Origin of the sequence: Acinetobacter rathckeae, assembly GCF_015627125.1 — a bacterium.
GTDB lineage: Bacteria > Pseudomonadota > Gammaproteobacteria > Pseudomonadales > Moraxellaceae > Acinetobacter > Acinetobacter rathckeae.
The window spans coordinates 38,441-52,171 of sequence record NZ_VTDO01000007.1 but is presented as its reverse complement, the minus strand read 5'-3'; the positions used below and the strand labels follow the sequence as shown (position 1 = coordinate 52,171).

The following is a 13,731-nucleotide window of genomic DNA, read 5'->3' as shown; positions in this document are numbered from 1 at the left end:
GTTTTAAGTTGGGTCTATTTTGGTGCAAAAATGGTTTTCCATGTTCAATTTATGAACATGTAATATATATGCTTTTTTAGCAGATCATCTGCCTTTAAATTTGCCAAAAGATGCGACTAAAGTTGTAGTGATTATGAGGCTATTTACATGTTTCACTGTATTGTTTTGATTTTAATTTCCACTCAAAGGCGTTATTTTTTGTACACTTGCTTCACTTATACTGCTTGGCAATTGTGTCTCTGGTTCAGGGTCCAATACAGGTAATACCACCTTAGGCAATGGTGCATTGGTCAAACGTATGTCATAAAGTTTGCCAGCATCTGAACCCTCATCTGCCCCCATATCGTTCACATATGCCGCATAATTTGCAATCTTTTCAACATTTGGCTTAATCGACGTAGGAAGGTTTAAATTCAGTCTAGACAACACTGCTTTCGCCTCTTGCTCTCCGTCATAAATACCATATAACAGTACATAACGTTCAGATTGGTTTTCACCACTGAGGCGAATATAAGTAAATTTCTTGCGATCTGCTCTGAGTTGTAGGAAGTTTTTAATAATATCTTCCTTACTCACTTGTGCAATTTGAATACTATAACGGTTACGATATTCATTAATAAATTTTGTGCCCCTAAATTCAGATTCATGAGCACCTGATGTCACCACACGTGTCGTTTGCTGTAATGGGCGTACTTGCTCTGTAAGTACCCCCAAATTGGGCACAGCTGCTACCTGTTCTACCTGAAATGTAGGATAAACCACATCTTCATCATCATGCGAGTGTGCAACAGGTGTAGGGGGGGGTGTTAATGACATAACCAATAAAGCACCCGCTAGACACACGCCACCTACAATGAACAATGACCACGGTTTTAAACGAGATTTTGTAGTCGCGTGATGACTAGACATATATGCGTCTCTATTGTTCTAAATGATTAAGAATAGCCTGTTTCATCATACCCAACTCAAAATCATTGGTAATAAATGCTTGGCCTACACTTTTCAGTAAAATTAAACGGATTGACCCATTAAGCACCTTCTTATCATGTGCCATATAGCTCAAAAAGTCATCTATTGGAATATTTGGGCACTGAATTGGCAGTCGAGCACGCTGAAAAATCACCTTAATACGCTCAACATCTTCTGCTGAAATAAATCCCATTTGATGAGATAGATCGGCAGCCATGACCATACCAACAGCAATCGCTTCACCATGTAGCCATGTACCATAGCCTAAATAAGATTCAATGGCATGACCAAAAGTATGACCTAAGTTTAAAAGCGCTCTTTCACCATGTTCTTTTTCATCATTGGCGACAATACGTGCTTTATGTGCGCAAGAGCGATAGACAGCTTCTGCTAACTTCTGCTCATTACCCATCACCAACTCATCCATATTTTGTTCTAGCCATGCTAAGAACTCAATATCACCCAATAAAGCATACTTAATGACTTCGGCAAGACCTGCAGATAACTCACGTGGAGGCAATGTTTTGAGTTGTGCCATATCTGCAAATACAATATTAGGCTGTTTAAATGCCCCAATCATATTTTTACCAAGCGCATGGTTAATGCCTGTTTTTCCGCCCACACTTGAATCTACTTGAGACAATAATGTGGTTGGCACTTGAATAAAGTCAACACCTCGCTGAAAACTGGCTGCAGCAAAACCAGCCATATCACCAATCACACCACCACCTAATGCAAGTACAGTACAGTCTCTATTAAACCCTTCTCTTAGCAACGCATCAAAAATAAGATTTAAACATTCAATATTTTTATACCGCTCGCCGTCTGGTAAAACACATGTAGCCGCTGTTTTACCCAACTGTGTCAATGCATCCTCATAGGTTTTTGCATATAGTGGTGCAACAGTATCATTGGTTACAATCATCACTTGTTTATTAGGTAAATATGGCGACAGCAACGGCGCAATATCAAGCTGACTACCAATGTATATAGGATAGCGACGTTCACCAAGTTCAACATATAATGTTTGCATCATTTCAACCAATTACTATTCATTATTAAATTCGTGGAGTTTCAAGAATTTTACTCAAGATTTGATAGGCCAAATCTCGAGCTGCTCCATTGTGGGTATCAACAATATGATGAGCAACTTCTTTATACAGAGGGTCTCTTATTTCTAAAAGCGCTTGCAGGCGTTTTTCAGGATAATCCACTTGTAGCAGTGGACGATTTTTGTCTCTATATGTACGTTGCAACTGTATTTCAACAGGTGCAAATAAATAAATCACAATTCCTGTTGATCGTAGCACATGACGATTTTCAGGTTGCGTAATCGCACCACCACCCGTTGCAAGGACTAAATTACCAAGCTGTGTAAGTTCACTTAAAACGTGTTGTTCTCGTTGACGAAAGCCTATTTCACCTTCTTTTTCAAAAATCCATGGAATTGAAGCACCTGTTTTCGCCTCAATTTCATGATCACTATCTACAAAATCCCGACCAAGAATTTCGGCAAGATGACGCCCAACTGTGGTTTTTCCAGCTCCCATAGGCCCTACCAAATAGATATTTGGTAGGGTGTCAATTGCTTGTTTTGGCAAGACGCCACCTATTGTTTTAGATCTATAACACTTATATTAATGATTTCTTTAAAATGTGTCATTAACAATTCGTGGTGTAATGAAAATCAATAGCTCTCGTTTGATATCAGACTTGGTATTGTTTTTAAATAAATGTCCAACGCCTGGCAAGTCACCTAATAAAGGAACTTTATTGGTTTGATTAATAGACGTATTTTCATACAGACCACCAAGTACAACCGTTTCACCATCTGCAACAAGTACATTCGTTTTCAACTCATTGGTATCTATGGCATAACCTGCTGTTGTTAGCACACCCAATGAGTCTTTAGAAATATTCAACTGCATCTGTATTTTTCCATCTGGCGTAATACTTGGCGTCACTTTTAGTTCAAGTACAGCATCTTGGAAAGTAATGGTTGTACCATTATTACCACTGGTGGTTGCATAAGGGACTTTCTGTCCTGAACGGATGGTTGCTTCTTGGTTATCACCAGTCATTACTTTAGGCGTAGATAATATTTCACTTTGACCATCACTTTGAGAGGCTGCGAGTTTCAAATCAAGCATATTACTCCCCAAGCGAAGTAAGCCTAAGGACAATGAACCGTAGTTTGTCGTTGTACCTAAATCTACACCCGCCGAAATAGAACGTGTAATTTTACCGTTATCCCAACCAGAAGTAGAGGTTTGTTGAGACAAACTCCAATTGACACCAAGGTCTTTACTGAAATTTGTTTCAGTACGTACAATACGTGCTTCTACCATCACTTGTTTAACCGCAGTATCTAACTGTTTAAACAATTTTCTGACTTCCTGAATCTTCTCAGGTGTATCTGTTAAAACAATAGTATTGGTTCTCGGGTCGAGAACAGCTGAACCTCTTGGTGTGAGCAAAGGGTTATTTTCTTTACGGTCTTGGCCTTTATTTTTTAAGTCAAAAATATCTTCAAGTTGTTTGACTTTAATGTAGTTTAATTGAATAAACTCTGTTTGTAGCGCAACATCTTTACGTTGTTGTGCTTTAAGTTTTGCTTCTTCTTCATCAGCTTTGATCATATCCATCGTTGGCATCACCCAAATCACTTCTCCAATTTGCTTCTTAGATAAGTTCTTGGCTTTTAAAATTAAGTCTAAAGCCTGATCTGATGGCACATCTTTGAGCCGTAAAGTAATATTACCTTGCACACTATCAGCAGCAATAATATTTACACCAGAAAAATCTGATAAAACCTGCAGTACACGACGAACTTCGATGTCTTGGAAATCTAAAGATAGTTTACGACCGGTATACTTTGATTCATTGAGTGATTTATTTTCTGTACTGTCTTTTCGAGCCACATTAATGGTCAGTTTTTTCTCAGTTTGGTAAGCTTTGTAATCGAAGGCACCTACATTTTTAATTTCAATAATGCCGTTTGCACCATCATTAAAACTATCTATGGTACTTACAGGTGTGGCAAAATCATTGACATCCATTCTCTGAATCAAATGTGTTGGAATTTTATTTCCAATCAGCCGAATCACAACATAATTACTGCGTTGTTGAATATCGACAGGTGTATGGCCATCTAATAAGTCAATGACAATTTGACCATCACCTTTTTCACTACGTTGAAAACCAATATTTGCAACACCTTGTGTCAATTGCTTAGCCGATGCTTGTGGCTGTTGTACCGTGTTTGTTGGTTGTTTTTCTACACTTGTGCTTACACTGACATTCGGGCTTTTAGGTGTAACACTTAAAATATACGTTGAACCTTCTATACGAGAAGAGAATTGTGCATTTTCTTTAAGGTCTAGACTTAAACGAGACTGTTGATTCTGTGAAAGCAATGCCACACGTTCTAGTTGGCTTGTATGTATTTTTGCGAGCTGTGCTGCTGTTACCTTCATTTCCGTTTTCGGAAAGTCTAGAATGAGCTTAGGCATTTGCCCAATTTGGTAGGCTTTAGGATCTACTGGTTTACCATCAAATACAATACGAACTTCACTGTTTTGGTTGCCTTGATCATTGGCAGTTACACTTGTAATTGCCAGTGCTTGTGCCAATTGCATCGCAGATAAACTACTGCTAAAAAGAACCGCCCCTAATACAAGTCGGCACACTCTTGAATACGTCATGCGTTTATTCCCCACAATATTTCGTTCTGTCCAATACGTTTACCTAACTTGCTAAGCATTTTGGCCAACTAAAACTAATGTTCTTGGTCGCTCTACATAGCCACCTTGGCCATCAGATACGATCTCAATTAACTGTATACGCTCTGGCGTTAATGCCACAACACGCCCTTGATTTAAGCCCATATAGCTACCCACAGTAATACGATAAACTTGCTTATCTGGTGCTTGTATTAAAGCAGACACCTTACCACCATCTTGTAATACACCACGCATAAGTAAAGACTCGAGTGGATATGCTTCAAGGGGCTGTGCAATATGTGCAAAGTTAGGCGACACTTTTTTACCAGCACGTACCTTAAGTTCGGTATATAACGAATTTTGTAAAAAAGGGCTTCTTAACGCCTGTGCTGCATATTCAAACTGTGGCACTTTTTCAAATACAGGGGCTGCGGGTAATGCCAATGCTGGTTCTTGTTGTATACGGCTCATTTCAGCTTCGACATGACTCACCCGTGAGTCACAACCAGATACCAACAACACAGCCACAGTAGCATAAATTAAGCGATGGTTCATTAGAAGTGGTCTCCCGCTTTCTGATTCGTCACTGGCTGTGTGCCACCTAAATAACGGTATGTCTTTGCTTTAATGACATAATTTAGTTCAGGTACATCCACCTTACCATTTTTATTTCCAACTGCAGTAATTGAAAAATCGCTGATCGTGACAATACGAGATAACACTGCAATATCACTTACAAAACGAGCAAAAGCGTGATAATCACCAATAGCTTCAATGGTAATTGGTTGTTCAACAAAGAAGTTTTGTTTAATTTCGCCCTCTAGACGAATATTTTTAAGTTTGAGCCCAGCCTTTAAGCCTGTGGTATTAATATCTTCAACCAATCCTGCAATTTCAGACTCTTTGGGCAATTGCTGTAATTGCTGTTCAAAGCCTGCTTGCATGGCAGTTAATTGTTTTTTATAACTTTGTGAGTTACGTAACTTAGAGTCTTTTTGTTGGTATTCATTGAGTAAATTCGCCTCTTGTGCCTGTGCAGTCGATGTATCTTCCATCACAGAGACAATCAATACGAAGTAGCCCAATATACAAATAAAGATGACAATAAATGTCCAGCTAGTAACCTTCACTGCTGTTGGCCAAGCACCGTAATTATTCGCATCTAATGACTTAAACTGATCAAGAAAACCTTGTAGAGAGCGTTTTTTCTTGATTTCTTTATCATCAAAGTCCACTAAAAAATCTTGATCAGACATTTTACTTTCCTCCCTTTGATGCATTGGCAGAAGTTGGCTGTGCAATACTTCCAATATTTGCAGTCACAACAAAGCTGCCATATTTTTCTTCAGCCCGAGGTAAAATAGACACTTGCTGGTTTGCCGCCATATCTTTGTCATTCGCAATAAATGAACTCATAAAAACGTTACGAAACCATACTGAGTTATCCATATTGCGAATTAACTCTGCAACAGTATTAGGGCTCTCTGCCTTACCTTCAATCACCAGTGATTCCCCTGTCCGAGAAAAACGGGTCAAATAAACTTGTGTCGGAATCACACGAACCAACTCATCGACTAAACGCACTGCAACAGGACGCTGAGCTTGTAAGTTTTGAATCAGCCCCATACGATCAACAATGGCTTGTCTTTGCTCTTGTAAACCATTCAAGGATTTCAGTTGCTCATCAATTTGTTGATTTTTTGCTAAAATGAGCTGATTAGCCTGCTCTTGATCAACTCTTTGTTGATTTAAAAAGAACCAAGTGACTGCAACAAGACTTAGGCCCACACACACCATCAGTACAGACACTAAAATAAACGCTTTTCTCTTTTGCTCACGAACGTCATCACGCCAAGGTAATAGATTTATCTTTGACATCAATCGAAACTCCGAAGGGCTACGCCTAATGCAAGCATTAATGCAGGTGAATCTTGTTCAAATTGCTGTACGTTCACTTGAGGAGAAAACGCCATATTTAAAAAAGGGTACGCGACAGTGACCCTATAACTTAACTCAGCTTGTAAATATTGTGCTAATCCAGTTAAATTCGCCACGCCACCTGCCAATAGCATATGATCAACTTGATGATAAGACGAACTAGAGAAAAATAACTGTAGTGCACGTGAGGTTTGATCCAAAACAGCTTTTTTAAACGGTGTTAAAATTGCATCTTCATAATCAGCATAACCACTATGGTCTGAAATTAATGCTGTTGCATCTGCATCTGATAGACCACCATAATGGTACTGTGCATCTAAGATAAGTTGTTTTCCACCCAACATTTGTTCTTTGGTATAGATCACACGCCCATGATTTAATACCGTAAAGTTTGTTGTTGTATGCCCGACATCCAGCACAGCAACAAGCTTGGCAGAAACAGGTAAAGTACTTGAAAAAATAGAAAATGCACGTTCTAAAACCAAATTTTCTACGTCAGCAACTTTCGGCGTTAAACCCGCATATATCAATGCATCAGTAATTGCATCTACATGCTCAGTTCTGGTCGCAACTAAGCGAACGTAGACTTGATCGGGTTGTTTTTTATTAGTGCCTAGTATCTCAAAATCTAAACTTACTTCATCTAAAGGAAATGGAATATATTGCTCGGCATCTAAACGAATTTGTACTTCTCTTTCTTCATCCGTTAGATCTTTATCCATTTCCAAAGTTTTATAAATAACTTGTGCATTCGGCAAAGAAAAAGCCACTAAATCAGCCGAAGGATTACCCACATCAACGGCTTCTTGCAAAGCATTTGAAAGTGCTTCAGCATCAAGAATATTATTATCTACAACAACGCCATCGGCTAAAGCAATATTGGCATAGCTTTCTACCTTATAACGCCCACCTTTTTGAGAGAGTTCCAACAATTTTACAGAGGAGCAACCAATATCTACTCCCACTAACCCCTTTTTTCGCTTACCATTCAATTTAAGCACAACACATCCTCATGATTTCTATGAGCGTAATAACTTTTGACGATACACTACTTTCAATATGATTTGCACAATAATCGTATATAATACGCCATAATATAACGACATAGATTATACTTTCACTTCGCCATCCCATTTTTTAACTATAGCTACAGCTAATATGAAAAAAACTTCTTGTTCTGGTCGAATTTACCCATTTTTCCTATTTATCTTGATGATTCTTGTCGCTATTCCGATGGGATTTTATGGCATGTATTTGTACATTGCACCATCACTACCAGACATGAGTACCATTAGAAAAGCACCATTACTAAAACCAATTCAAATTTATACTGCAGATCATAAACTCATTGCAGAATATGGCGGTAAACTTTCAATTCCAGTTGAATACAACCAAATTCCACCTCAATTTATTCATGCATTTTTGGCAGCAGAAGACTCCTCTTTCTTTGAACATAGTGGTATTAGTTTTAAAGGTCTTGGGCGCGCAGTCAGTGAAAGCGTGACCGGTTCAGATGTGCAAACAGGTGGCTCAACCATTACCATGCAAGTGGCAAAAAACTACTATTTAAGCCCCGAAAGAACCCTCAAGCGTAAACTTACAGAAGTATTTTTAGCACGAAAATTAGAAGAAAACCTAAGTAAGCAAGAAATTTTAATGCTGTATGTCAATAAAATTTTCTTAGGTAAAAATGCTTATGGCATTGCTGCCGCTGCAAAAATCTACTACAACAAAGACCGTTTAGATCAGCTCAGCATTGCACAAATGGCAATGATTGCTGGCCTACCCAAAGCACCTTCAAAATATAACCCTGTAGCAAACCCAGACCGAGCACTTGAACGTAGAAACTGGATTTTAGGTCGCATGTTACAATTAGGCTATATTAGTTCACAAGAATACCAAAAATCTGTGACAGAACCATTAAATTTAGATATGCAAGACCGCGGTGTCAATACCCAGTTTCCATATGTCGGTGAAATGGTTCGATCTGAAATTGTAAATAAGTTCGGAGAACAAGCCGTTGACTCTGGTTTTAAAATTTATACAACGATTAATAGTCAACGTCAGAAATATGCTGAAGAAGCTGTACAAGCGGGCCTAGAAGACTATGACCGTCGTCATGGCTGGCGTGGTGCGGAAGCCAATAATAAGCCACTTTCTCAGTTTTTCCCAATTGCAGATGCCTACCCTGCCAAAGTAACAAAAGTATTAAACACCACCTTTGATGCCGAATTGAAAGATGGCACAACGGTCACTGTTCCTTGGTCAAGTATGGCGTGGGCACACCCTTACAGAAATGCCAATAGCGTTGGGCCAATGCCAACGCGCGCAAACCAAATTGTCAAAGTAAATGATATTGTACGTTTAAGACCGAGCAATGCTAAAGACTCTTGGCTTTTGGTACAACTTCCAAAAGTTCAAGGGCAACTTATTGCACTGAACCCTAATAACGGTGCAATTGAAGCTGTCGTGGGTGGCTATAACTACTACCAATCTACATTTAATCGTGCATTACAAGGTTGGAGACAACCTGGTTCTACCATTAAACCATTTATTTATGCATTGGCATTAGAACGTGGCATGACTCCGTATACGATGGTCGATGATGCACCGATCACCATTGGGAAATGGTCACCGAAAAACTCTGATGGACGCTATTTAGGACTCATTCCCCTACGTAGAGCACTTTATTTGTCTCGTAATACAGTCTCTGTACGTTTACTACAAAGTGTTGGTGTAGAACATGCACGACAACTACTCATGGACTTTGGCCTACAAGAAAACCAAATTCCTCGTAATTTCACCATTGCTCTCGGTACACCTCAAGTGTTGCCTATACAAATGGCAACAGGCTATGCAACATTTGCCAATGGCGGTTATCGTATCGAACCTTATTTTATAGACCATATTGAAGATGCTTACGGTAAAACAATTTATCAGGCTAACCCTGAGTATGCCTGTATCTCTTGTATAGAGACACCATCTACTACTCCATCAAAGGTAGAAGGTACAAGCGATGATGCTGCATTCAGACAAAATATAGCCAACATTAATCAACCAGCCCTAAAACGTAGTGATTACCGCCAAGCACAGCGTATTATTAAGTCTGAATCTGCCTTTGATATGGCAAGTATTTTACGTGACGTGATTCAAGTCGGTACAGGTCGTGCCGCCCTTACTATTGGCCGTGATGATATCGGCGGAAAAACAGGGACAACCAACGATGCTAGAGATGCGTGGTTCTCTGGTTTCAATGGTAAATTGGTGGCTGTGGCATGGGTCGGCTTTGACCAACCCACCACATTAGGACGACGTGAATATGGTGGCGTTGCAGCACTACCGATTTGGTCAGGCTTTATGAAAAATGCATTAGCAGGCACACCATATGCATGGATCAACATAGATAGTAATGATCCAGTACCATCTCTCAGTAAAGACAAAAATACTGGTCGTATTGTGCCACCTACTGCAAAACCAATCTACAAGCCTGTAACCATTCAACCGATAGAAAATAACAGTGATTTTAGTGATCTGCCTCAACAAAATGACACAGACCATTCAGACAACATGCCTGCTCAACCAAGCACACAAAATACAGGCAAACGTGCAAACAATGGTGATGATATTGAAAATTTAATTAATCAAGTGCAATAAAATGACAGCAACATCTGCCCTTAATCTTTGCTAGGGCAGATTTCTAAATGAAGTTTACGGCGTTGGAACAAATAAATTTGAAAACTTGCAGTCACTTCAAATTGCTCAACCTGTTCTAATGTACAACGTCTGTCTAACTTCGCTTTGTAAGCATAAGGTGTCATCGCAATCAAATTTTTGAGTGCATCTTGTGTCAGATTAATTGTGTATTCAAGCTGTTGTTGCTTTACCAAATCAAAATAAGGCTCAAATTGTGCCAATATTTTATCAGGCTCATGCAGTGTCACTTGCTCAAAAAGAGCCTCTCGCATGGCATACAAATGATTCTTTGCAGGAGTGACCACCAAACAATATCCATCATCTTGTAACACTCGGCACATCTCATCTATGGGCAATGGGCTAAACAGACTACTACACAAGTCAATACTGCTGTCCATCACAGGTAGTACCGCTCCTGTACCAACAACCCAAGTCACTTCACGATTGGTTTTTGCGGCCCTTTGTACCGCATTTTTTGCAATATCTACCCCTATACACTGCTTTACATTTGGTTGCATTGCACTGGTGTAATAACCTTCACCACAGCCAATATCTAACACTGAATTGATTTTATGTTTTGTTATAATTTCAGTGACCGCTTGCTGTAAAGGTGCATAATGACCCTCTGCCAAAAATGCACGACGGGCCGTTACCGATTCTACAGTATCACCTGGGGTTTTACTGTGTTTATGCTGTACAACGTGTAAATTTACATACCCTTGCTTGGCCACATCAAAACTATGTTTTTGTTCGCACTGCCACGTTTGCTCAGATAAGTGAAGTTGATGCCGACACACAGGACACATCAAAGGTAAAGCTTTGGCTGTTTTCACAAGATTCTCCCATATAAAAAGCTGGCAATCGCCAGCTTTTAAGCAACACACATAATTAACGCAGTTTTAATGTCATGAGACCAATCACCACAAGGAAAATCGTGACAATCCAAAAACGTATCACCACTTGAGTCTCTTTCCAGCCACGTTTTTCATAATGATGATGCAGTGGTGCCATTAAAAACACCCGCTTATTTCGCATACGTAATGAGCCAATTTGTAAGAACACAGACACAGCTTCCATTACAAATACACCACCCATAATCGCAAAGACAATTTCTTGGCGTACCATCACTGCAATTGTACCGAGCATTGCACCAAGTGCTAAAGCCCCCACATCACCCATAAAAATTTGTGCAGGGTGAGCATTAAACCATAAAAAGGCTAAACCTGCGCCCACCATAGCAGAACAAATCACCACCAGCTCTGAGGTATATTTCACATACGGAATATGTAGATAACCCGCAAAACGTACATCACCAGACAAGTAAGCAAACACACCTAAACCTGCTGCAACCAATACCACTGGCATAATGGCCAAACCATCTAAACCATCGGTTAAATTCACGGCATTGGATGCCCCATTAATCACCAAATAGGTAAATGCAATAAATGCCAAGCCAAAAGGCACAGCAGACAACGGAATACTTAAGTGTTTAAAAAATGGAATCAGCAAGTCCAACATGTTATGTGTTGTGGTCATTGAAGGTTGTGCTTGAGCAATGCAATACAATGCAATCCCTGCACCCAACGAGCCCACAGAAGTCCAAAAGAATTTTTTACGTGCAGGAAGACCAGCATTGTCTTTATAACGGATTTTAATCCAGTCATCTGCCCAACCCACTGCACCAAAAATCACCATAACCGCCAAAACAATCCATACATAGGGGTTGGATAAATCGGCCCATAGTAAAGTACTGATTCCAATTGACATTAAAATGAGCACCCCTCCCATAGTGGGTGTACCCATTTTTTGTGCATGGTTTTCTGGGGCAAAGGTACTTACTGCTTGACCATATTTCAAAGCACGGAGTTTTTTAATCATGATTGGCCCTAAGCCCAACCCGATTAACAGTGAAGTGATTACACTCAAGAGTGTACGCAGGGTCAGATAGCGTACCACCAAAAAGCTACTATCAATCCCACCTAATCGTTCAAATAACCATAACAACATTTAAAGCGTCTCCATCAAATCAGCCATCAACGTCTCCATATGGGTAAATCGAGAACCTTTAAATAGGAAACTCATGGTCTGAGGTTGATGTTTTTTTATCATTTCAATTAAATACGGTAGTGCCTGTGCCTGTGTTTCAAAATGTGCGACAGGTACAGGCCCTGTGGCAGCAACACTCACGGCCTGTGCATACTCACCTACAGCCACAATCTGATCTATCGCAAAGTGTGACAACTGTTCACCCAGTTTCTGATGTTCAGAAGTTGCTGTGTCGCCCAACTCACCAATATCCCCCATCACCAAGACTTTTATGCCTTGTTGTTGGCTTAACACATGGCTTGCTGCCAGCATAGATGTGGGGTTGGCATTATACGTATCATCTATGCATAAGTATTGTTTTTTACGAATAAAATTCAAACGCCCTTTGGCTGCAACAGCAGAGGCTAAACCCTGTGCGATCACCTGTAAAGGCACATCAAGCGCTAAAGCAAATGCTGTGGCTGCCAAGGCATTATCCACATTATGAGCCCCTGCAAAAGGCAAATCTATTTGCGTAATACCTTTGGGGGTATGCAGTAAAAATATAGTCGATTCAGATTGTAGCTGTATGTCTGTTGCATAAACATCACCGCCTTCACCAAAACTTAAACACTGAAAAGATTGTGTTTTTTGTTCAATTTTAACAGTAAAGTCATCATTTTTAGGAACAATGGCACAACCACTTGCTTTTAAGTGCTGATAAATTTCCGACTTGGCTTGGCAAATACCTTCTCGGCCACCAAACTCACCTAAATGTGCTGTACCAATATTTAAAATACCTGCCACATCTGGTGCAACTAAGTGAGATGTGTAGTCAATTTCACCCTGATGATTTGCCCCCAACTCCATGACTGCATAACGATGCTGTTCAGTCAGTTCAAGTAACATCATCGGTACACCTAAATCATTATTTAGATTACCTCGTGTCACCAATGTGGGAGCTAATTGGCTAAAAATACTGCCTAACATTTCTTTGGTGGTGGTTTTACCACTGCTACCAGTCAGTGCCACCACTTTTAAGTCGTGGCATGACTTTCGACGAAACGCACCTAAGAGACCTAAAGCCAAACGTGTATCGGCCACCACCAGCTGATAAATCTCTACATCGTCTATTGGTCGCTCTACAATCGCAACCTCACAACCTTGGGTTTGCACTTGGGCGACAAATGTATGTGCATCAAAGCGTTCACCTTTGAGTGCTAAAAAAGCATCACCTGATTCTGCATGACGTGAGTTGGTTAAAATACGTTTAATTTGTGTATTTGGGGTACGTTCTTTATACCAACTGCCTTGCGTGGCTTGTGCCAAATCTTGTGCTGACCAAGGCATGAGTGCGTTGGTACTCGTGGTTGATGTATGCATA

At 40.0% G+C, this 13,731-nt stretch carries 12 protein-coding genes; 1 reads left to right on the top strand and 11 read right to left on the bottom strand.

What is annotated here, in order from left to right:
• Positions 1-171: 171 nt before the first annotated feature.
• The 8 genes from I2F31_RS10930 to pilM are packed head-to-tail and all read right to left on the bottom strand — an operon-like array spanning position 172 to position 7,630.
• Positions 172-909, bottom strand: a complete 738-nt coding sequence (locus I2F31_RS10930; protein ID WP_195769525.1) for an SPOR domain-containing protein — start codon at positions 907-909, stop codon at positions 172-174.
• Between the two features lie 10 nt (positions 910-919).
• A complete protein-coding gene (gene aroB, locus I2F31_RS10925; RefSeq protein WP_195773896.1) occupies positions 920-2,002 on the bottom strand; it encodes a 3-dehydroquinate synthase in 1,083 nt (360 codons plus the stop codon).
• A 25-nt stretch (positions 2,003-2,027) separates the two neighbouring features.
• Positions 2,028-2,582, bottom strand: coding sequence for a shikimate kinase AroK (gene aroK / locus I2F31_RS10920; protein ID WP_407647884.1), 555 nt, complete (start codon positions 2,580-2,582; stop codon positions 2,028-2,030).
• A gap of 36 nt (positions 2,583-2,618) precedes the next feature.
• Positions 2,619-4,673 carry a type IV pilus secretin PilQ gene (locus I2F31_RS10915; protein ID WP_195769522.1) on the bottom strand — a complete coding sequence of 685 codons (2,055 nt, stop codon included), beginning with the start codon at positions 4,671-4,673 and terminating at the stop codon, positions 2,619-2,621.
• Positions 4,674-4,724: 51 nt separating this feature from the next.
• Entirely contained in the window at positions 4,725-5,246 is a 522-nt protein-coding gene (locus I2F31_RS10910) for a pilus assembly protein PilP (RefSeq protein ID WP_195769521.1), read from the bottom strand.
• Entirely contained in the window at positions 5,246-5,947 is a 702-nt protein-coding gene (locus tag I2F31_RS10905) for a type IV pilus inner membrane component PilO (protein WP_195769520.1), read from the bottom strand. The genes I2F31_RS10910 and I2F31_RS10905 overlap by 1 nt, the downstream gene beginning before the upstream one ends.
• 1 nt (position 5,948) lies before the next feature.
• Entirely contained in the window at positions 5,949-6,569 is a 621-nt protein-coding gene (locus I2F31_RS10900) for a PilN domain-containing protein (protein ID WP_195769519.1), read from the bottom strand.
• The gene (pilM, locus tag I2F31_RS10895; RefSeq protein WP_195769518.1) at positions 6,569-7,630 is read right to left on the bottom strand and encodes a type IV pilus assembly protein PilM; all 1,062 of its coding nucleotides are present in this window, start codon (positions 7,628-7,630) and stop codon (positions 6,569-6,571) included. Before pilM ends, I2F31_RS10900 begins: the two co-directional genes overlap by 1 nt.
• A 157-nt stretch (positions 7,631-7,787) precedes the next feature.
• Between pilM and I2F31_RS10890 the strand changes: the two genes are divergently transcribed.
• Positions 7,788-10,283, top strand: a complete 2,496-nt coding sequence (locus tag I2F31_RS10890) for a penicillin-binding protein 1A (protein WP_195769517.1) — start codon at positions 7,788-7,790, stop codon at positions 10,281-10,283.
• Between the two features lie 20 nt (positions 10,284-10,303).
• Here the strand turns inward: I2F31_RS10890 and I2F31_RS10885 are convergent, their stop codons facing one another.
• The 3 genes from I2F31_RS10885 to I2F31_RS10875 form a co-directional block, all read right to left on the bottom strand.
• A complete protein-coding gene (locus tag I2F31_RS10885; protein ID WP_195769563.1) occupies positions 10,304-11,128 on the bottom strand; it encodes a putative RNA methyltransferase in 825 nt (274 codons plus the stop codon).
• 82 nt (positions 11,129-11,210) lie between these two features.
• Positions 11,211-12,329: a phospho-N-acetylmuramoyl-pentapeptide-transferase gene (gene mraY, locus I2F31_RS10880; protein WP_195769516.1), complete on the bottom strand. Its 1,119-nt coding sequence runs from the start codon at positions 12,327-12,329 to the stop codon at positions 11,211-11,213.
• Positions 12,330-13,730, bottom strand: a complete 1,401-nt coding sequence (locus I2F31_RS10875; protein ID WP_195769515.1) for a UDP-N-acetylmuramoyl-tripeptide--D-alanyl-D-alanine ligase — start codon at positions 13,728-13,730, stop codon at positions 12,330-12,332.
• Position 13,731: the final 1 nt, after the last annotated feature.

What these genes read in the sequence shown, in the direction of transcription:
- I2F31_RS10910 (WP_195769521.1), bottom strand. Translation starts at nt 5,246, where the DNA reads ATGAACCATCGCTTAATTTATGCTACTGTGGCTGTGTTGTTGGTATCT.
- mraY (WP_195769516.1), bottom strand. Translation starts at nt 12,329, where the DNA reads ATGTTGTTATGGTTATTTGAACGATTAGGTGGGATTGATAGTAGCTTT.
- I2F31_RS10930 (WP_195769525.1), bottom strand. Translation starts at nt 909, where the DNA reads ATGTCTAGTCATCACGCGACTACAAAATCTCGTTTAAAACCGTGGTCA.
- I2F31_RS10905 (WP_195769520.1), bottom strand. Translation starts at nt 5,947, where the DNA reads ATGTCTGATCAAGATTTTTTAGTGGACTTTGATGATAAAGAAATCAAG.
- I2F31_RS10900 (WP_195769519.1), bottom strand. Translation starts at nt 6,569, where the DNA reads ATGTCAAAGATAAATCTATTACCTTGGCGTGATGACGTTCGTGAGCAA.
- I2F31_RS10885 (WP_195769563.1), bottom strand. Translation starts at nt 11,128, where the DNA reads ATGTGTCCTGTGTGTCGGCATCAACTTCACTTATCTGAGCAAACGTGG.
- I2F31_RS10875 (WP_195769515.1), bottom strand. Translation starts at nt 13,730, where the DNA reads ATGCATACATCAACCACGAGTACCAACGCACTCATGCCTTGGTCAGCA.
- aroB (WP_195773896.1), bottom strand. Translation starts at nt 2,002, where the DNA reads ATGCAAACATTATATGTTGAACTTGGTGAACGTCGCTATCCTATATAC.
- I2F31_RS10915 (WP_195769522.1), bottom strand. Translation starts at nt 4,673, where the DNA reads ATGACGTATTCAAGAGTGTGCCGACTTGTATTAGGGGCGGTTCTTTTT.
- I2F31_RS10890 (WP_195769517.1), top strand. Translation starts at nt 7,788, where the DNA reads ATGAAAAAAACTTCTTGTTCTGGTCGAATTTACCCATTTTTCCTATTT.